The sequence below is a fragment of the Rhodococcus sp. EPR-147 genome (assembly GCF_001647185.1).
Classification (GTDB): Bacteria; Actinomycetota; Actinomycetes; order Mycobacteriales; family Mycobacteriaceae; genus Rhodococcoides.
Window position 1 is genome coordinate 1 of sequence record NZ_LVCU01000389.1, and the last position, 19,596, is coordinate 19,596.

At 64.0% G+C, this 19,596-nt stretch carries 16 protein-coding genes; 8 read left to right on the forward strand and 8 right to left on the reverse strand.

Going from position 1 to position 19,596, the window contains the following annotated elements:
- The 4 genes from A2J02_RS17280 to A2J02_RS17295 form a co-directional block, all read left to right on the forward strand.
- Nucleotides 1-1,512 (forward strand): AMP-binding protein (locus A2J02_RS17280; protein ID WP_068051529.1); only part of this gene is annotated, 1,512 nt, incomplete at its 5' end.
- A 45-nt stretch (nucleotides 1,513-1,557) separates the two neighbouring features.
- Nucleotides 1,558-2,304: an enoyl-CoA hydratase-related protein gene (locus A2J02_RS17285; protein WP_231893954.1), complete on the forward strand. Its 747-nt coding sequence runs from the start codon at nucleotides 1,558-1,560 to the stop codon at nucleotides 2,302-2,304.
- Nucleotides 2,301-3,515: an acyl-CoA dehydrogenase family protein gene (locus A2J02_RS17290; RefSeq protein WP_068051533.1), complete on the forward strand. Its 1,215-nt coding sequence runs from the start codon at nucleotides 2,301-2,303 to the stop codon at nucleotides 3,513-3,515. The genes A2J02_RS17285 and A2J02_RS17290 overlap by 4 nt, the downstream gene beginning before the upstream one ends.
- Nucleotides 3,512-4,573, forward strand: a complete 1,062-nt coding sequence (locus A2J02_RS17295) for an acyl-CoA dehydrogenase family protein (RefSeq protein ID WP_068051535.1) — start codon at nucleotides 3,512-3,514, stop codon at nucleotides 4,571-4,573. Before A2J02_RS17290 ends, A2J02_RS17295 begins: the two co-directional genes overlap by 4 nt.
- Nucleotides 4,574-4,578: 5 nt before the next feature.
- Here the strand turns inward: A2J02_RS17295 and A2J02_RS17300 are convergent, their stop codons facing one another.
- A complete protein-coding gene (locus tag A2J02_RS17300; protein WP_068051537.1) occupies nucleotides 4,579-7,965 on the reverse strand; it encodes a pyruvate carboxylase in 3,387 nt (1,128 codons plus the stop codon).
- A gap of 211 nt (nucleotides 7,966-8,176) precedes the next feature.
- On the opposite strand from A2J02_RS17300, the gene A2J02_RS17305 reads away from it, so the two are divergent.
- Genes A2J02_RS17305 through A2J02_RS17315 form a run of 3 tightly spaced genes read left to right on the forward strand, consistent with a single transcriptional unit; the run spans nucleotide 8,177 to nucleotide 11,609 of the window.
- The gene (locus A2J02_RS17305) at nucleotides 8,177-9,916 is read left to right on the forward strand and encodes a PEP-utilizing enzyme (protein WP_068051539.1); all 1,740 of its coding nucleotides are present in this window, start codon (nucleotides 8,177-8,179) and stop codon (nucleotides 9,914-9,916) included.
- The gene (locus A2J02_RS17310) at nucleotides 9,913-10,851 is read left to right on the forward strand and encodes a TIGR03619 family F420-dependent LLM class oxidoreductase (protein WP_068051541.1); all 939 of its coding nucleotides are present in this window, start codon (nucleotides 9,913-9,915) and stop codon (nucleotides 10,849-10,851) included. Before A2J02_RS17305 ends, A2J02_RS17310 begins: the two co-directional genes overlap by 4 nt.
- Nucleotides 10,848-11,609: an SDR family NAD(P)-dependent oxidoreductase gene (locus A2J02_RS17315; protein WP_231893955.1), complete on the forward strand. Its 762-nt coding sequence runs from the start codon at nucleotides 10,848-10,850 to the stop codon at nucleotides 11,607-11,609. The genes A2J02_RS17310 and A2J02_RS17315 overlap by 4 nt, the downstream gene beginning before the upstream one ends.
- A gap of 9 nt (nucleotides 11,610-11,618) precedes the next feature.
- Here the strand turns inward: A2J02_RS17315 and A2J02_RS17320 are convergent, their stop codons facing one another.
- The 5 genes from A2J02_RS17320 to A2J02_RS17340 all read right to left on the reverse strand — a co-directional run bounded on the left by A2J02_RS17320 (nucleotide 11,619) and on the right by A2J02_RS17340 (nucleotide 17,253).
- A complete protein-coding gene (locus tag A2J02_RS17320) occupies nucleotides 11,619-12,665 on the reverse strand; it encodes a zinc-dependent alcohol dehydrogenase (RefSeq protein WP_068051543.1) in 1,047 nt (348 codons plus the stop codon).
- A 25-nt stretch (nucleotides 12,666-12,690) separates the two neighbouring features.
- Entirely contained in the window at nucleotides 12,691-13,518 is an 828-nt protein-coding gene (locus A2J02_RS17325; RefSeq protein WP_231893956.1) for a sugar phosphate isomerase/epimerase family protein, read from the reverse strand.
- Nucleotides 13,515-14,642 (reverse strand): sugar ABC transporter substrate-binding protein, encoded by a 1,128-nt coding sequence (locus A2J02_RS17330; protein ID WP_082899526.1) that lies wholly within the window; start codon nucleotides 14,640-14,642, stop codon nucleotides 13,515-13,517. Before A2J02_RS17330 ends, A2J02_RS17325 begins: the two co-directional genes overlap by 4 nt.
- A 27-nt stretch (nucleotides 14,643-14,669) precedes the next feature.
- The gene (locus tag A2J02_RS17335) at nucleotides 14,670-15,515 is read right to left on the reverse strand and encodes an ABC transporter permease (RefSeq protein ID WP_231893957.1); all 846 of its coding nucleotides are present in this window, start codon (nucleotides 15,513-15,515) and stop codon (nucleotides 14,670-14,672) included.
- A 193-nt stretch (nucleotides 15,516-15,708) separates the two neighbouring features.
- Complete coding sequence (locus tag A2J02_RS17340) at nucleotides 15,709-17,253, reverse strand: sugar ABC transporter ATP-binding protein (protein WP_068051549.1); 1,545 nt, start codon at nucleotides 17,251-17,253, stop codon at nucleotides 15,709-15,711.
- Nucleotides 17,254-17,492: 239 nt separating this feature from the next.
- On the opposite strand from A2J02_RS17340, the gene A2J02_RS17345 reads away from it, so the two are divergent.
- Complete coding sequence (locus A2J02_RS17345) at nucleotides 17,493-18,014, forward strand: VOC family protein (RefSeq protein ID WP_068051551.1); 522 nt, start codon at nucleotides 17,493-17,495, stop codon at nucleotides 18,012-18,014.
- A gap of 5 nt (nucleotides 18,015-18,019) precedes the next feature.
- On the opposite strand, the gene A2J02_RS17350 is transcribed toward A2J02_RS17345, so the two are convergent.
- Together A2J02_RS17350 and A2J02_RS17355 are read right to left on the reverse strand one after the other, a co-directional pair.
- On the reverse strand, nucleotides 18,020-18,493 hold the full coding sequence (locus A2J02_RS17350; RefSeq protein WP_068051553.1) for a nuclear transport factor 2 family protein: 474 nt from the start codon (nucleotides 18,491-18,493) through the stop codon (nucleotides 18,020-18,022).
- The coding region (locus A2J02_RS17355) for an aldehyde dehydrogenase family protein (protein WP_068051559.1) at nucleotides 18,490-19,596 on the reverse strand (1,107 nt) is incomplete at its 5' end. The genes A2J02_RS17355 and A2J02_RS17350, both read right to left, overlap by 4 nt.

A 19,596-nucleotide genomic window follows, 5' to 3' on the forward strand; every position in this document is an offset into this window, starting at 1 on the left:
GACCGTGACGCGACTCGTCTGGCGGCTGCCTTGCACGCCAGAGGAATCACCTCCGACGATGTGATCGCATTCCAACTCCCCAACTGCACCGAGGCAATCGTCGTATTCCATGCCGCGATGAAGCTCGGAGCCATCGCCAATCCGATCGTGCCGATCTACCGGTTTCGTGAGCTGCGATTCATCTTCGGTCAGTCGCGGGCGCGGATCGCCTTCGTACCCGCGGAGTTGCACGGGGTCGACGTCACCGACATGTACAGCGATCTCTCCGCCGAACTACCGGACCTCGAATCGATTGTCACCGTTGGCGATTACGTGGACGACCGACCTGGCACGAGGTGGACCGACCTGATCGGCGAGGTCACGGACTCGATGGTCGCCGACCTCGATGCTGCGACTTCTCCGTCGCCCGACGACGTCTGCTTGTTGCTCTACACGTCGGGGACGACCGCAGACCCCAAAGGCGTACTGCACAGCCACAACACGCTGGTCTACGAAAACCTTTCGATGGCGCGGTGGTTCGGACTGAACGAAACCGACGTAGTCTTCAATCCGTCTCCGGTCACGCACATCACCGGAGTCAACTGCGCTCTGGTTCTCCCGTTCGTAGTGGGCGCAACCGTGGTGTTGCAGGCCGACTGGGATCCGGTGACGGCGTTGCAGCGAGTGATCGACGAACGGTGCAGCTTCATGATCTTCTCGACGCCGTTCCTTCGAGGCTTGCTCGATGCCGCCGAGGCGACCGACTCGTCGACCCCGTCGATCCGGTACATAGTCTGCGGTGGAGCCGACATCCCCGATGCTCTGACCGCGGCGGCCACCACCCGCCTCGGCACCGTCGTTCGGATGTACGGGGCCACCGAGGGGCCGTCGGTCACCACAGCGGACCGGTGGGACCCGCCTGCCCTGCGGATGAAATCCGACGGTCGCCCCATCGAGTCGACCGAGGTGATGGTGACCGATGCCGACGGTGGACTCGCGCAGACCGGCGACGTCGGCGAGATTCTATGGCGTGGACCGGACACCTTTCTCGGCTACCTCGATGCCTCTCTCAATACGGCGGCGTTCACCGAGGACGGATTTTTCCGTACCGGTGATCTCGGCCGCTTCGACGCCAACGGTGCCCTCCATGTGGTGGGGCGAATCAAGGACATCATCAACCGGTCGGGTGAAAAAGTCAGCGCCTACGACGTGGAGAACGAGCTCGGCGCACACCCCGACGTGCTCGAGATTGCCGTGGTGGCAGGTCCCGATCCTGTGACGGGAGAACGTGGTTGCGCATTCGTCGTCACCCGCGAGCACCGAGACCTGAGTCTCGAGGAGGTGCGTGAGTTCCTCGTGCACCGCCGAATCGCCATGCAGAAAATTCCGGAAAGCCTGTTCATCGTAGATTCGCTGCCCAAGACGGCAAGCGGAAAAATTCAGAAGTTCGCGCTGCGCAACTGGACGCAGAACCGCGTCACGGTGCCGCCGCAGATGGCTGCGATGACCTTTGCCGCAGCACACGAAAGATAGGACATCCCAATGCCTCTCCAGCCTGATGGAATCGAACATCTCACGGTGACCGAGCCGGAACCCGGCATCGCAGTGGTCGAATTGGCCCGCGGCAAGGTCAACGCCATCGACACGCAGATGTACGGGGAGATCGCTACGGTCTTCGAGGCACTGTCGGACAACCAGGATATTCGCGCTGTGGTGCTGACCGGTCGTGGCCGAATATTCTGCGCCGGAAACGATCTCGGAAGCTTTCGGGTCATGGATTCGATCGGCGGAGAGATCGAGATGCGGGAAGCGCGCCGAGCGATTTTCGGAGTGCTGGACTGCGCACTCCCGGTGATCGCGGCCGTCAACGGCCCATGCCTCGGAAGCGGATTCGGATTGACCTCGGTCTGCGATCTGGTGGTCGCGTCGGAGCGAGCGACCTTCGGCCTGCCGGAAATGGGGGTCGGTGTGCTCGGCGGCGGCCGGTTCACGGCCCGAATGCTGCCGCAGCAAGCCATGCGGCGGATGTTCTTCACCGCCGAAGCTGTCGACGCCGAAACCCTGCGCAGGTGGGGCGCACCGATCGAGGTCGTCCCACATGACGACTGTCCGGCCACGGCCATGACACGTGCGCGATCCATTGCGTCGAAGAGCCGCTACGCACTCACCCTGGCGAAGAAGTCGCTCAACGGCTGCGAGGACCTCGATCTCAAGCGCGGATACGAGCTGGAACAGACGTTCACACTGCGCCTGTCCGAACACCCGGACTCGAAGTCTGCAGTCGAGGCACGTATTGCCGAGATGGCAGGAGGCAAGAAGGCATGACGCCGGATGATCGCGGTATCGACGTTCGGGCCTTCACCGAGAAGGCCGAGGCATGGCTCGAAGAAAACCTGGCGCGGCGAAGCAACGAATCGACCGATTCGAATTACGCGATCTTCCACGATCGCAGCCACGTCGAGGAGCAGCAGCTCATCGACGCAGCCAAACGCTGGCAGGGGGTGCGCGTCGACGCCGGCTTCGGAGCCATCACGTGGGCTCCGGAATGGGGCGGTCCGGGGTTGACCGCAAGCCACGAGCGCGCGTTCCTCGGGCTCGAGCGAGACTTCGCAGCGCCGGACCGGCACGAAAGCGTCCTTGTCACTGTCGAACTGGTGGCCCCGACAATTCATGCCCTGGGCACGGACGAGCAGAAGCAGCAGTTCGTCACGTCCTTTCTGCGGGCCGAACAACTGTGTTGTCAGCTGTTCTCGGAGCCCGGAGCCGGTTCCGACCTCGCCGGATTGTCCACCAAGGCAACGAAAACCGACGGTGGCTGGCGGGTGAACGGCCAGAAAGTGTGGAGCTCGGGAGCCCAGTTCTCGGAATGGGGTCTACTCATCGCCCGCACCGATACGACAGTCCCGAAACACCGGGGTATGACGGCATTCATGGTGCCGATGCACACCCCGGGTGTCGATATCAGACCGATCCGCCAGATGTCCGGTGGCTCGACCTTCAACGAAGTGTTCTTCTCCGATGTCGAATTGCCGGACTCGCTGCGCCTCGGAGCCGAGGGGGACGGCTGGACTGTCGCACTCACGACGATCGGCTTCGAGCGAAGTTCGAGCGCAGGAATTGTCAGCGCCGGAGGAAACAGTGCCGACTTGGTCCGGCTGGCAAAGACTTTGGGCATAACCGACGACCCACTGGTTCGCCAGCAGCTCGCCGACGCGGCGATCTACGAGCGAGCCGCGGCGTTGCTGGTAGCCCGGTACGCCGAGCGAGAGTTGGCCGGGGCGGTCCCGGGCGTGGAGGGTTCCATCGGCAAGCTGGTCTGGACTCAGAACCTCAAGCGAATCGGCGACGCCGCGGCGTCGTTCCTCGGGCCGAGCATCCTGGCCGACACCGGGGTGCCCGACACCTTCGCCTGGACCGAGCATCTTCTCGGCGCACCCGGCTACCGAATTGCCGGGGGCTCGGACGAGATTCAGCGCAACATCATCGGCGAACGCGGACTCGGCTTGCCGCGTGAACCACGGGAAGGCCTCGTATGAGACTCGAACTGTCCGAAGAACAGCAGGACCTGAGCAGTAGTCTGCGCGCGTCCTTGTCCAGAACTGCCGCAGGACGGGATGTATGGCCTGCGCTTCTGGAGATGGGCTTGACCGAGATTCCGTTCCCCGAACACGTCGGCGGTGCGGGCTTCACGCTGAAGGACACTGTTGTCGTGATGTCCGAACTCGGTCGATCTCTCGGAAGTGCTCCGTACTTCTCGTCGGTGATCTTGGCCGGGCTCACTCTGCTGCATGCCGGTTCCGATGCTGCCTGCGCGCAGTACCTCCCGCCGATCGCCGATGGCTCCGCCACTGCAGCGCTCGTGACGGGATTTCCCTTCGGCACGTCGCTCGTCACCGCGCGCGTACAGGATTCCGACACCGTCGTTCTCGACGGTGCCCAGGAGTCCGTCGTCGACGGCTCCGATGCCGATGTGTTGCTCGTGGTCGCGAACGGATCGGACGGACCTCACCTCGCTGCGATCGACGCACACGCAGAGGGAGTTATCCGAACTCGCCGAGAAACATTGGATTTCACCCGAGGGCTTGCTCGCGTCGAATTCTCCGGTGCCCTCGCGCACCGAATCACCGGCGCAGACATGTCGGCCGGTCTCGACACAGCGCAAGCAGTGGCGATCACGGCACTTGCCGCCGAGCAAGTGGGCGCGGCGCGGGCCTGCCTGGAGATGTCGGTGGACTATGCGAAGACCCGGCGACAATTCGGCCGGGCCATCGGGTCGTTCCAAGCGATCAAGCATCGTCTGACCGACATGTCGATCGCGATCGAACTGGCCGAGGCCGCTCTGCTCGACGCCGCGGGAGCCGACACGCGACGCGGCCCGGAGTTCTCCGTCGCTGCGGCCACCGCGCGAGTGCTCGCTTCGCGGGCCGCTACGTTCGCCGCCGAGGAGTCAATCCAGATCCACGGGGGCATCGGCTTCACGTGGGAACACCCATTGCACAGGTACTTTCGTCGGGCCAAAACCAGCGAGCTCCTGTTCGGAAGCACCACCCTGCACGTGGAGGCCGTTGCGGCCGCCCTCGTGCAGGGTCCCTGAGGGCCCTAGGCCCCTACCACCAACAACAGGTCACCGCCCTCGACCGGTGCCCCGCCGCCGATCAGCACTCGGGTGACAACGCCTGTGGTGGTCGCGGTGATCGTCGCTTCCATCTTCATCGCTTCGATGGATCCGACCGACTCCCCCTTGTCCACGGTGTCACCCTCTTTCACCGACAGCGTCACCACGCCGCTGAAAGGTGCGGACAGATGAGCAGGATCGGTGCGGTCTGCCTTCTCGGCGGACCGTGAGGCGCTCTCGATGCTCCGATCACGCACACGCACCGGCCGCAAATGACCGTTGAGGACGCACAACACATTTCGACTTCCCGAGGGGTCGGGATCGGAGATCGCCTCCAATCCGATGAGCAATTCCACCCCCGGTTCGAGCACGACTCGATGTTCTTCGCCCTGTCGCAACCCGTAGAAATACTGATTGGTCGACAGCTGCGACGTATCGCCGTAGCTGTCGCGGTGTCGCTCGAACTCAGCAGCTGGCCCCGGGAACAGCAACCTGTTCAACGTCTCTTGCCGCTCGCGTCCCGACGTTGCCAGAGCCGCTCGATCCGCGGCACCGACCGAAACCTGCGGGGAGGCCTCTGCCCTCCCCTTCAGCGCCCGACTCCGCAGCGGTTCGGGCCAACCTCCGGCCGGCGTGCCGAGATCACCACGGAAGAAGTCGACGACCGATCCTGGAATGTCGTAGCTCGACGGGTCGGCAGCGAATTCCGCTGCGGTGGCATCTGCACCGACCAGAGCCATCGCCAGGTCCCCCACGACCTTCGAGGACGGTGTGACCTTGGTGATCCGCCCCAGAATGCGGTCTGCACCTTCGTACGCCTCCTCGATGTCCTCGAAGCGCTCCGCAAGTCCCAATGCGGCCGCCTGCTGCCTGAGATTGGAGAGTTGGCCACCCGGGATCTCGTGCGTGTACACCCGTCCCGTCGGTGCCCGCAGTCCGGATTCGAAGGGCGCATACGCCGATCGCACTGCAGCCCAGTACGGTTCGAGGTCGCATACCGAGCCGAGATCGAGGCCGGTTGCGCGATCGGTGTGTTCGGTTGCGGCCACGATGGCCGACAGTGCCGGCTGGCTCGTCGTGCCGGCGAGCGCCGCGCTTGCGCCGTCCACAGCGTCTACTCCCGCTTGCCACGCGGCGTAATAGGTAGCCAACTGGCCGCCCGGTGTGTCGTGGGTGTGCAGGTGCACGGGGAGGTCGAACCGTGACCGCAAGGCGGTGACCAAGGTGGCTGCCGCAGCCGGACGCAGCAGGCCGGCCATGTCCTTGACGGCCAGAACATGAGCTCCCGCCTCGACGATCTCCTCGGCCAACCGGAGATAGTAGTCGAGGGTGTAGAGGCTCTCGCCCGGATCGGCCAGGTCACCGGTGTAGGACATTGCCACCTCCGCCACCGCGACACCGGTATCACGCACCGCATCGATCGCGGGCCTCATCTGATCGACATTGTTCAGAGCATCGAAGATTCGGAAGATGTCGATACCGGTCTCGGCCGCCTCCGCCACGAAAGCATGCGTGACGCTGTCCGGATAAGCCGTGTATCCCACGGTGTTCCGGCCGCGCAGCAGCATCTGGAGACAGATGTTGGGCATCGCGGATCGCAACAGCGCGAGCCGTTCCCACGGATTCTCGTGCAGGAAGCGCAGCGCAACATCGTACGTTGCACCACCCCACGCCTCCACCGACAACAGCTGCGGTGTCAGTCGCGCGACGTGGGGTGCCACGGCCACCAGATCACGGGTGCGTATCCGCGTGGCCAGCAGCGATTGATGAGCGTCCCGAAACGTCGTATCGGTCACTGCAAGAGCGGAGGCCGAGCGAAGATCGGCTGCGAAGCCGGCCGGGCCGAGTGCACGGAGCCGATCGCGGGAGCCTGCAGGCGGGGCTGTGTGAGCGTCGATGGGAGGAAGCTTGTCGACGGGGTACACCGGCGACGGACGTTCCCCGTGCGGGCGGTTGACGGTCACGTCTGCGAGATACCGAAGAATACGAGAGCCGCGGTCTGCAGAGACGTTCTGCGTCAACAGAAGTGGATGGCCCTCGATGAAGTTCGTGTCGACGTTCCATGCGAGAAAGTCCGGATCTTCCAGGACCGCTTGCAGAAACGAAATGTTGGTCGCGACTCCTCGCACCCGGAACTCGGTGACCGCGCGCCGGGAGCGAGCACAGGCCGTCGCGAAATCTGCTGCTCTGCAGATGATCTTGACGAGCATCGAGTCGAAGTGAGGGCTGATCTCCGATCCGACTCCGACGCTGCCGTCCAATCGCACACCCGATCCTCCCGGTGTGCGGTAGGCGGTGATCTCACCGGTGTCGGGACGGAATCCGTCGGTTGGATCCTCCGTGGTGATCCGGCATTGAATCGCCGACCCCCGGATTTCTATGTCGTCCTGGCTCAGACCCAGATCGGCCAGGGTGTCACCGAATGCGATCCGCAGTTGCGACGTCACCAGGTCCACGTCGGTGATCTCCTCGGTGACGGTGTGCTCCACCTGGATTCTGGGATTCATCTCGATGAAGACGTAGTTTCCGTGCGGATCGAGCAGAAACTCGACAGTGCCGGCGCAGGTGTAGCCGATGTGTCGAGCGAAGGCCACCGCATCGGCACACATCTGTTGCCGGAGTTCGGGATCGAGACCGGGTGCGGGCGCCACTTCGACGACCTTCTGGTGACGTCGCTGCAGTGAGCAGTCCCGCTCGAACAGATGGATGATTTCCCCACTCGAATCGCCGAGGATTTGCACCTCGATATGCCGGGGATCGATGACCGCCTGTTCGAGGAACACGGTCCCGTCACCGAATGCGGCTTTCGCTTCACGCGAGGCTGCCTCGATCGCGTCTCGGAGTTGCTCCGGCGCAGGCACTCTGCGCATTCCACGTCCACCGCCACCGGCGACCGCTTTGACGAACAGGGGGAAAGTCATGGCCCGGGCCGCGTCGATCAGCACGTCCGGCTCGTCGGACGGAGGCGACGAAGCCAAGACCGGCAACCCGGCCGCTTTCGCTGCGGCGATCGCCCGGGACTTGTCACCGGTGAGCTCGAGGACCTCGACCGATGGACCGACGAAGGTGATGCCGGCATCCTTGCACGCCGTTGCCAATGCCGGGTTCTCCGAAAGGAATCCGTATCCGGGATACACCGCGTCGGCTCCCGACTCACGTACCGCAGCCATGACAGCGTCGACCGAAAGGTAAGCGCCGACCGGGTTTCCCGGGTCACCGATCTGGTACGCCTCGAAGGCCTTGGCGCGATGAGCGGAGTTTCGATCCTCGAAAGGATAGACCGCAACCGTCGAGGCGCCGAGTTCGACGGCGGCACGGAAAGCACGGACAGCAATCTCTCCGCGATTGGCGACGAGGACTTTTTCGAACATGGAGTTCCTCTCCAAGACCAGGGATGTGATCCGAGTCTCGCACAAGACAGTGACCATTACTACACTTCATATAAAGTTACTGTGGAGATTTTCGCCGTCGTCACATGCGTGCGACTTGCCGGAAAATATCTCTGTACATGTTTCTTTTGCTCCACAGTTTCTATAGTGTGACTTGAAATACAGTCCGGCATCAACGGCAGAGGAGCACTCAGTGAGCGTCGAGAACGATCGCGACAGCTGGATCACCGACTGGGAGTTCAGCGAGCGGTACCCGGTGTACACCCGAGCCAACGCCGGGGAAGTACTTCCCGACCCGTCGAGTCCCCTGAATGTGACCCTTGTCTGGAACAAGGGCCTCAACATCGGCTGGCGCGAAGGATATGTGGAACACCTCGGCACTCACCTGGCCTCCGAGATCGACGAGACCATGCCACAGATCATCGGCAACTTCGGCGGCTACCACTACACCAACTTCTCGATGACCGAGCTGAACGGAGCCCGCCTGCCGGGCTTGACCGTTCCGGTCTGGAACAGCCTGTGGGTCGGCGATCACCCCGACATCCCGGAATACGTCGAACAGCCCTGGCACCAGAACGACCGACTCACTGCAGGATTGGCCGACAAGACCGCGTGGGCACTGACCACCGACACCTTTCCCGAGGCAGAGGAGGCGAAGCGTCGCGCGGACGCCGCCCGCGCCGCGCGCCCCGACATTGCTGCACTGACTGATCGCGAACTGGTCGACCACGCGCGATCCTTCGTTCCGGACCTCGTTTTCTGCTACGCCTACCACCCCGTGACCACCACACTCTCGACCATGGGGCCGGCCGTAGCCGGAGCCCTTCTCGATGCGATCGGTGAGGCCGACAAGCTCGGCGACCTCCTCAGCGGGCTGGGCGGAGTCGACTCGGCAGAACCGTCGTACGCCCTGTGGAACATGGGTCGGTCGGTGGCGAAGTCCGCGGAACTGACCTCCCTGTTCGACTCCGGTCTCGCCACCCTCCTCGAGGCCGTCGACGCCAGTGACTCCCCCGATGCGAAGCAGTTCCGCCAGGACTTCGACGACTTTCTGTACAAGTTCGGATCGCGCGCCCCGAACGAGTGGGACATCCGTTCCGACAGTTGGGAATCGAAGCCGGTGCTCGCTTTGCTCGCCATCAACGGCATGCGCCTGAGTCCCGACGAATCCGACCCCGAGGTCATCAGAGGGCGCAACGAGAACAAGCGCATCGCACTCACCGCGGAGCTCGCCGCCAAGATGCCCGACGACACAACTCGTCAGAGTTTCCTCGACGCCGCCAAATCCATCACCAAGTTCATGCCCTGGCGGGAGCGGACCAAGACGGCCTGCGTCAAGGTCATGGGCGAGATGCGCACGGCCCTCTACGAATTGGGCCATCGTATGGTCGATCGCGGCATCATGGGCGACCATCACGACGTCACCATGTTGCTCGACGACGAACTCGACGCGTTCGTCGCCGATCCCGAAACTTTCAAGAGCACCATCGCGGAGCGGCGCGAGCAGTACCTCGCGCTCTTCGACCTGGAGCCCCCCTTCTTCTTGTTCGAGCCACTCCCGCTCTCGCAGTGGCCCAGAAGGACCGAGAACAAGGCGCAGGTCGCAGCTCCCGGCGACTCGATGACCGGAGTCGGTGGTGCACCGGGGGTCAGTCGTGGACGAGCACGCATCCTTCATGATCCCTACGAGGTCGGTGACCTCGCCGAGGGAGACATCATCGTCGCTCCGCAGACGGACCCGGCCTGGACTCCGCTCTTCGTGTTTGCCGGCGGCGTCGTCGTCAACGTCGGTGCCACCATCACTCACTCGTCGATCGTGTGCCGTGAACTGGGCATCCCATGCGCGGTCTCGGTGCAGGACGCCACCCTGAGAATTCCCGACGGTGCAATGATCGAGGTCGACGGAAACACGGGAACGGTGACCGTACTGTGAGTCTCGCAATCGGGTTGTCCCTTCCTCAGCTCGGCGAACACGTCGATGCCGGGGCCGTCCGCGCCTTCGCCACCTCGGCCGAGGAACTGGGCTTCTCGAGCCTGTGGGTTCAGGAGCACCTGTTCTATCCCGAGCAGAACGAATCGATCTACGGCGGGCGACACACCACCAGTGTGCATCCGGCGTATCGCTCGGTACTCGGTGCCACCGAACTGATGGCGTTCACCGCGGCCTGCACTCGGACTGTCACCATCGGCAGCAGCATTCTGGTGGCCGGCTACCATCGTCCGGTCGAATTGGCGCAACGCTTGTCGACTCTGGACCTGCTGTCGGGCGGACGACTCGTGGCAGGACTCGGGGCCGGCTGGTCCGATGAAGAACATGCTCAGATGGACGTCGATCCGCGCACCCGTGGCCGTCGGATGGGCGAATTGGTGCGGGCCGTGCAGGCCTGTTGGGGACCCGACCCGGTGGAATTCGAAGGCGAGTTCTTCACCATCCCCCGGTCCATCGTGCGCCCCAAACCGGTGCAACAGCCACACCCACCGCTGCTTTCTGGTCTTCGTTCGGCAACCGGATTGAAGCGCACCGCAGCACTGTTCGACATCTGGAATCCCAGTAGCGGCAGCCCGGAAGCTCTGCTCGAACAACTCGAGACGATGCGCGGCCTGCGTCCGGAAGGTGCACACCCGGTGCGATTGTTCCTACGTTCCTACCTGCAGCGTCCGACGGACGCAATCGGATCCGGAGGCCAAGGCATCGACGGGGTAAGAGGCGACATCCGCACTGCCCTGGCGGCAGGCGCAGAACACCTGATCGTCGAGCCCAACTTCTGGGACGCGATGCGTTCGCCGAACGATTGGGTCGACGCACCGGCACAGTTGGCAGTCCTGCTCGACGACGTCGAGGAACTGTCGACGGCGAGCGCATCGTGAACACCGTCGCTGTGGTCACAGGTGCAGGTTCGGGTATCGGCCGTGCGACCGCTGAGATCATCCTCGAAAACGGCGGCTCGGTCGTTGCATTCGACACCACCGCGGAATCCTTGGATTGGTTGTCCGGCAACGACAATGCGGTGCCGTTCGTCGGCGACGTCACCCGACAGGACGACAACCGCGCAGCGGTGCGTCACGCGGAGACCTCGTTCGGACACCTCGACGCGCTGGTGCTCAATGCCGGTGTTCCAGCTTCCGGATCCATCGAAACCCTCGACATGGAGGTCTTCGACCGCTCGATCGAGGTCAACCTTCGCGCCGTCGTACTCGGTGTGCGCGAATCGATTCCCGCGTTCCGGCGCACAGGCCGCGGTTCGATCGTGATCACCGCGTCCGCAACCGCGCTCGGTGGCGAGCCGAACCGCTGGCCGTACGCCGCGGCCAAAGCCGGCGCTGTGAACCTCGCGCGGTCCTTCGCCCTCGACCTGGCGAACGACCGAATCCGCGTCAACGCCGTCTGCCCAGGGCCCATCAGCACCGGCATGACCCGACGCATCGAGGACAACACCCCCGACCGCTACGAAGCGCTCAAAACGATGATCCCCCTACACCGTTGGGGCACCGCTCGGGAGGTGGGCGAGGTCATCGCATTCCTGGCCTCGCCGCTGGCGTCGTTCGTCACCGGTGTCGCGATTCCGGTCGACGGCGGGGCCACCTGCGGGAGCGGTCAGACAGTGCCGGTGCCGGCTCCCGCCTGACCCACCGCGTCAACGGCTCGGGTCCACCAGCACCTTGGCGTGCCGACTCGTCCCGGAATCGAGTTCGGCGAACATCCCGACCAATCCACCGAGCCCGATCGTGCCTGTGTGCAAGGACTTCAGGTCGATTCGACCTTCGGCAACCAGCGTCATCGCACCGATGAAGTCCTCGTGCGAGTACGCCAGCGAGCCGATCACCGTGAGCTCCCTCGACTGCCAATCGCCGTAGCTGACCGAGGAATCGGTGCCCGGATACCCGAGCAACGCCAGGGTCCCGCCGCGTCTGACGAGCTCGGCGGAGGGCTGCATCAACGCGGCGACTCCGGTGCACTCGAACAGGACATCCGCGCCGAGACCACCGGTGACCTCACCGAGCAGCGCTGCGAGATCCGCCGGTTCCACCACGTCTGCGAAGCCCAGATCCGTTGCTGCCGCTCGACGTGCGGCCGACGGCTCGCTGACGAGAATGCGGCCTGCTCCGGCGGTACGTGCGTGTTGCGCGGTCAGTAGACCGATAGGACCCGCACCCTGAACGACCACCGTGGACCCCAGCGTGATCGCGGCACGTTTGACGGCATGGAACGTCACGGTCGCCGGCTCCATCAACGCGGCCTCCTCGTCGGACAATGCGTCGAGCACCGGAATCGCTCGGCGAGCCGACACCGTGAGGGTGGTGGCAAACCCGCCGTGCACGGGTGCGTCGTCGGTGATGCCGTTGGCTTCTGCAAAGGCCAGGTCGCAGTGAGCGGCGTGACCTGCACGGCATTGGGCACACACACCGCACGCAGGCCCGACACCGGCCACCACGCGTTGACCCACCCGCAGGGTGGTCACGTTCTCACCGACGGCGCTGATCGTGCCTGTCCATTCATGTCCGAACACGGCCGGTGGCAGAGCAGCGGACGAGTATCCGTGTGTGTCGGTCGCACAGATACCGCAGTAGCGGATGTCGACGACAACAGCGTCGGGGGCAGGCGGCGATGCGGCTTCGATCGTCGTCTCCGCGGTTCCGGGTGCGACGACGTGGACGTACTTGCGCTCGACGGTGCCGGTCATGACAGTATGCAATGCAGTTTGTTGGTCATGTCTCCAGTTTCTCACTTTCCGCGTCGTCGAGCACCTTTCGCGTCGCTCGACCCAGTTCTGCAATCCACGCCCGCGTGTCGGCCGCGCTACGGGCGGACGGGACCTCCACGCTCACCGCAGCCGTCGATGGGAGTGCGTGCACGAGATCGGCCAGTGGGAATGCACCCAGTCCCGGTGGGAGCCTGTCGGTTCGAGCCTCGGTGATCGCAGCATTCAGGTCGTCCGAGGGCTCCGCCGACGCTGCATCGCAGATCTGCCAGTACGGCAACGAGTTCTCGTCGACGGCGTCGAGATCGGCCAGCTCCGATCCCGCCCGGATCCAATGCAGGGCGTCGACGAGGACGCCGGAATCGCTCCCCCGAGCTTCGGCGACGAATGCAGCAGCGGCAGTGAAGTCCCGAACAGACGAGAAAATCATCGGCTCGAGACAACACCGTAGGCCGTACGCCCCGGACAACTCCGACAGGAGGTCGAAGTTGTCGATTGCTCGACTGCGATCGTCATCGAGCACCGTCACGAGCAGATGCTTCGCCCCGAGTTCGGCACCTGCCTCGACAATCGCCGACCAATCGCCCTCGGAGCTTCCGGGATGCAGCTTGACCACCTCGACATCGAGAACGCGTATCCCGTTGTGCGCCAACGCAGATGCTGTATCCCGCAGCAGCGCCGATCCCGCCGGGAGAAGGAATCCCCTGTCCCGTTCGCCCTGCGCCACCCGGATACCCACCGCGTCGAAGCCACCCGACGCAGCGCAGTCGATCAACTCCGGGGGTGAGAGGTGCAGCGCCGACAGATGCGACAGGGACAGAACCCGAGGCGTCACTTCTGCCAGAGTGTCTCGAATTCACCCTGGTAATCCGCGACACCGACGTAGTACCCGGTGTCCTCGTCGAGGACTGCCGACCCGATGTTGTCACTGTTGAGCAATTGCGTGGGGAGGAACGCGGCGTCGGCCGCTGCGAGGTCGTCGCCGTTGAAATGCCGCGCCAGAGTGTCGATGACGCGCCACCCCAGAATCTGCACCGGGAAGCCGACCCACACACTGTTGTCGCCACCCTTCAGCGAGTCGAGGTTGTCCGGTGTTGGCGTCTGACCGGCGAAAGTCACCTGATCGGTCAGGCTCGCACCACGCAGCGCCGCATCGACACCCAACACGAGATCGCCGAAGGAGAAGACCGCGTAGTTGATGGTCGGGTCCCGCTGGAGTGTACTGACGAAGCTCTGCGGAGTCTTGGTGCCGAGATCGGTGACCTGCTGATTCACGAGTTGGGTGGTGCAGTCCGGGCACTGGGCTTCCAACTGAGCTGTGAATGCGTCGGTGAAGACGTTGAGGATCGAGTAGTCGGTGATCGAGAAGATCGCGACATTCGCCTGCCCATCGCTGTCTGCGACGACCTGACTCGCGACCATCTTTCCCCACTCCTCGACCTGAGCGTCGCCGTCCAAGGCGGTGGAGATGACACCGGCGACGGGAGGGCCCGCGATACTGTCCGCGATGACGGGAATGCCCGCGGCATCGGCAGATTCGATCTGCCGGGTGAGCATCGTGAGCGGGGTACCAGAGATGTGGATCGCGTCCGGCCGCAGCGCGATTGCCTGGTCCATCGCCTTGGGTGCCGCTTCGGCGTCGGTGCCCATCAATACTCGCTGATAGCGCCACCCGAGGACGTCCGCCGCCTGCTGGATGGCATCGTTCTTCGCGCTCGAGATCGGTTGCGGGGTCTCGATACTGATGACGTACTTGCCGCTGTCCGGAGCTCTGCTCAACGGCGTCGTCAGAACCAGATCGGCCGGCGGGGCCTCGTACTGATCGGCGACGGCCTGCGCGCCGGCGACGTCGGCAGCTTCTCCGGTCGCCGTCGTCTCGTCCGAGCTGCTGCATGCGGACACCAACAAGCTTGCGGACACGAGGGCAACGAAAGTTTTCGTCCAGTTGGTCGATTTCACGTGATCACCTTTCGGGTGGAGGAGAGTTCAGGTACGGCGGGCGGTCCGGGCCGCGAGAGCCACGGCGACGATGAGGGCGAGTCCGTTGAAGAGGTCGTTGACGAAGCTGGGAGCACCGGCCAACTGCAGTCCCTTCACACCGGTGGCAAGCAGGTAGATGGCGATCAGCGTGCCCAGTACGTTGACCCGCCCGGCGCGTATCTGAGTCGAGCCGAGGAAGACGGCCGAGAACGCCGGCAGCAGGTACGACGGGCCGATGTCGGGCGCGGCGGTGCCGAGCTTGGCTGCCAGGACGACTCCGGTGAAGGCCGCGATGGTGGCCGACGTCATCAACGCGCCGAACATGATTCGCTCGACTCGTAGTCCGGCGAGCCGTGCGGCCTGACGGTTGCCACCGGTGGCGTAGAAGTAGCGACCCAACGGGGTCTTCTCGAGTACGACGTACATCACGGCGGCGACGCCGATCATGTAGAAAAAGGGAAGGGGTAGACCGAGGAACGGCTTGCTTCCCAGATCGAGGAAGCCGTCGGTGAACCCCTCGGTGATCTGTTTGCCGTCCGTGACCCAGTAGGTCCCCGCCAGCAGAATGCTCGACATTCCCAGAGTGGCAATGAACGAGTCGACCTTGAGCTTGACGACAACGAAACCGTTGACTGCCCCGATCAGCGCACCGCAGAGCAGAGTGGTGACGACGGCGATGGGGGTGCTGACGCCCTGCGAGAGCTGGTAGGACACCATCGCGACCGAGAAGCCCATGATGCCTGCGATGGACAGATCGAACACCCCGGCAGCCAGTGGCACGATCAAACCGATGGCCAGCATCGCCGTGATCGCCTGGTCGCCGGCGATGATGCGGAAATTCCCCTGTGTCATGAAGGTGTCCGGAATCCAGAGTGCGAAGAGCGCGATGACAACGATCCACACATAGAGACCGCTGAAGCGGTCGAGTCCGAGATTCGGTCGTCGTCGAGCCGTGCGCCGTTCCGTACCACCCCTACCTCCGGGCGGCGGAGTGTGCGGCGACGCTGCTGTACCTTCGTGGGATTGTGTTGTCATGGTGATCCTTTCACCGAGGGTCTGCGCCGGACCGCACAGCAGCGGAAGCGGGTTTCTTGAGAGTCGAGGCCGTCAAGCGATCCGGGTCGATGCGAGGGCGGGAGAATTCGTCGACCACCCGGCCTGCCGACAGAACCAGCACCCGATCGCACAATCGCGTGAGTTCCCCGTGATCGGTGGACACCACGAGCACCGCGGCACCGTCCTGCGCGGCCTTGTCCACGAGCGCATGGATGTCGGCCTGAGCACCGATGTCGACACCCTGCGTCGGCTCGTCCAACAGCAACACGCGAGGACTGCGTCGAAGCCACCTGGCCAGGACGACCTTCTGCTGGTTTCCTCCGCTGAGAGTGCCGAGATGGCGCTCGGTGTCACCGGCCGGGCGCACGCCGAGTCGCTCGAGCCACGTGGCCACGTCGGACTTCTCCCGTTTCACTCGCACTATCCCACCCCGGGAGAACCCCCACGGGTCCGCGACGGAGACGTTCTCGCGAAGGGAGGCGGTAGCGAATGCAGCATTCGAAAGCCGCTCGGCAGGAACGCATCCGACGCCCGCCGACATGGCGAGGTCGGGGCGCCCCGGTTCGACGACCATACCGTCGACGACGACTGTGCCGCGTCGAGACTCGGCACCGAAGAGCGCAGGCACGATCTGCTCACGACCGGAACCGGTGATCCCGGCGATGCCGAGGACCTCACCGGACCTGATCTCGAACCCGAAGTTCTCCACCGCACCGCAACTCATGCCGGACACCTCGAGCACGGGATCCCCATCGGGGTTCGACGTCTCTTCCGGCTCGGCCAGGAAGTCGTCGATGCGACGTCCGATCATCAACTCGACGAGCCCCGATTCGTCGAGACCGTCGAGTGGACGCGTGCTCACGACTGCGCCGTCCCGCATCACGGTGACGCTGTCGCACAGCGAGAAGATCTCGTTCAGATGATGCGAGACGAACAGGACTGCGACACCGCGATCCCTGATTCTGCGCACCAGCTCGAACAGCCGAACGGACTCTGCTGCGGGAAGATTGGCCGTCGGTTCGTCGAGAACCAGTACTGCGGCTCGACCCGACCTGTCCTGAACCGCACGGGCGATCGCGAGCATGGTGCGTTCGCTCATACTGAGCGCCCCGGCGAGCTTCCCCAGTTCCAGCTCGACTCCCAATTCGGCTAGGGCGGCTTCGGCCCGGGATCGCTCGGCACGGAAGTCGATCGTTCCGACCGCGGTGGTCAGGTAGCCGTGGCCGAGTGCCAGATTGTCGACGACATCGAGGGTTTCGACCAACCCGAGTTCCTGGTGGACGAATCGCAGGCCGGCAGCTTCACCGCTGCCGGGGACACCGAGGGCCAGCTCGTGACCATCGACCGATATTCGGGCGCCGTCGTCCGGGTCGTGATATCCGGCAAGCACTTTGATGAGCGTCGACTTGCCGCACCCGTTCTGGCCGACCAGCCCTCGAATCTCCCCCGGGGCCAACTGCAAGTCCAGGCCGGCGAGCGCGCGATGCCCGCCGAAGGTCTTGGAAAGACTGGTGATGCTCAGTGCATCGGTCATGGAAGCCCGCCTGTGACTTGAGTTACTTGAGTCTCGCTTTTGTTACCCACGTCATACTCAACTATGTACAGGGATAAGTCCAGCAATCTGCGAAACTCGACATTGTTTGCCTCAGTGCAGGAATCATGGAACCTGCCGGAACAGCAGTACCTACGGTGACTGAACGCCGACTCTGCATATCTGCAGTCGTTCATCAGTTAGCTGCATCAATATCGACAGTGGAAATCGAGGCATCAGGGATGAGCGAGTTCGAGTTGGGCAGTGTGGTTCAGATCGCGTACATGGTCGACGACATTCACGAGGCGGCCGCCGACTTTTCGGTCCGTACCGGGGCAGGCCCGTTCTTCGTGCGTAGAAACGTCATCACGGCCGCCGACGGCCCCGACGGCAGAACGGGGGCTTTCGACCACTCATCGGCCTACGGGCAATGGGGCCGCATGCAGATCGAATTGGTGCACACGCACTCGGCCGAACCGCCGGAATTCGCCGAGACCACGCGAGCACGCGGGTGTGTGCACCACGTTGCGATCATGGTCGCGTCGTTCGCCGAGCACCAACGGCAACTCACCGAGCGTGGTTGGCCTGCCCTACTGTCGGCGTCCACCCCGCACGGCAACAACTTCGCGTTCCACGATGCGCGGCCGCAGCTCGGACATCTCCTGGAGATCTACGAGCCACGGCCGAGCATTCTCGAGCTGTACCGGCGTGTTGCCGACGCCGCGACGAACTGGGACGGAACCGATCCCGTTCGCCGCCTCTGACGCGTCTAGGCCTCGGCGAGTAGGGCAGCCGCGCGTTCACGGGCCAGCGTCAGCACCTGCGGGTTGCCGGAGTTCCAGAGAACCGTCAGTTGCTTTCGGCAGATCTTCCACTCACCGCCGACTCGCACCACCGAATCGGTGTAGTACCCGCCGATGGTGAACACGGCATCGCCGGAGGTGTTCGGGAGTACGTGCTCGGCTCGCACGTAGGTGATGACCGTGCCCCGATCACCCTCGACCGTGATGTCGAAGTTCGACAAGAAATGTTGCGACGCAACGAGCCCCGGGAACAGCATTCGCCCACGCTGCACCCAGTCCTCGGCGCGGAAGTGCCCACCGTTACCCGCGCGGTAGCTGGTGTAGTCGACGTCGATCTCGTCGGTGAACACGGATCGATACATATCCCAGTCACGCAGGTCGATCCCTCGCGCGAATCGCGCCATGAGCCGGGTGATGTCACCGGTCGCCTCGGCGCTCATGTCGCAGGCAACTGTAGGGAGATCTTCTCGAAGTACTCGTCCAGTCCATCCGGTCCGAGCTCTCGTCCGATACCCGACTTCTTCATGCCACCGAACGGTGCAAGGGCATTGAAGCGCCCACCGTTGATGCCCACCTGACCGGTGCGCAACCTACGGGCGATGGCAATCGCTGCGTCGTCGTCGGCCGCGAACACGGCTCCGGACAACCCGTACTCGGAGTCGTTGGCAATGCGGACCGCGTCGTCGATCCCGTCGTAGGTGAGCACCGTGAGGACAGGGCCGAACACCTCTTCACGGGCGATCGCAGAATCGTTGTCGACCCGGCTCACCACCGTCGGGCGGACGAAGAATCCCGACCGTAGTCGATCGTCCAGGTCGGGCACGTCGCCCGGCCCACCGACCACGAAGTGAGCGTTCGAGGGAACTGCGGAGAGGTGATCGAGGACAGATTGCTGCTGCTCACGCGATGCCATCGGTCCGATGTCGACGGATTCGTCGAGGGGGTCACCGATCCGCTGCGAGCCGACCAACTCCGCCAGCTTCTCCTCGACGTACTCGAGGCGATCGGCGGGTACCAGCAGCCGCGTTGTCGCAGTGCAGGTCTGCCCGTTGTTGACGTAGCAGCCGCGCACCGCGGCGGTCAAAGCTGCATCGAAGTCGGCGTCGGGAGCGATGACGAAAGCCGACTTGCCTCCCAGCTCCAGAGTCACTTTCTTTATTTCGGCTGCAGCTACCTGTCCGACGCGGGCACCGGCTGCCGTCGAGCCGGTCAGACTCACCATGTCGACGTCCGGGTGTCCGGCCAGCCGCTCCCCCACCCGGCCGCCTGCCCCACTGACGATATTGAGCACGCCCGGGGGCAGAGCGGTCGAATCGGCGATCTCGGCGACCGCGAACGCGACCAGCGGGGCCACACTGCTGGGCTTGACCACCGTGGCGCATCCGGCTGCAATGGCAGGCGCGACCTTGGCGGCGAGCTGGTAGAGCGGGTAGTTCCACGGCGTGATCGCGCCGACGACACCGATGCCGACCTTCAGGATCAACGATGTCCCGCGACGTTCCTCCAACGAGGTGTCCTCGAGAATGTCCGCCATCGATCGGAA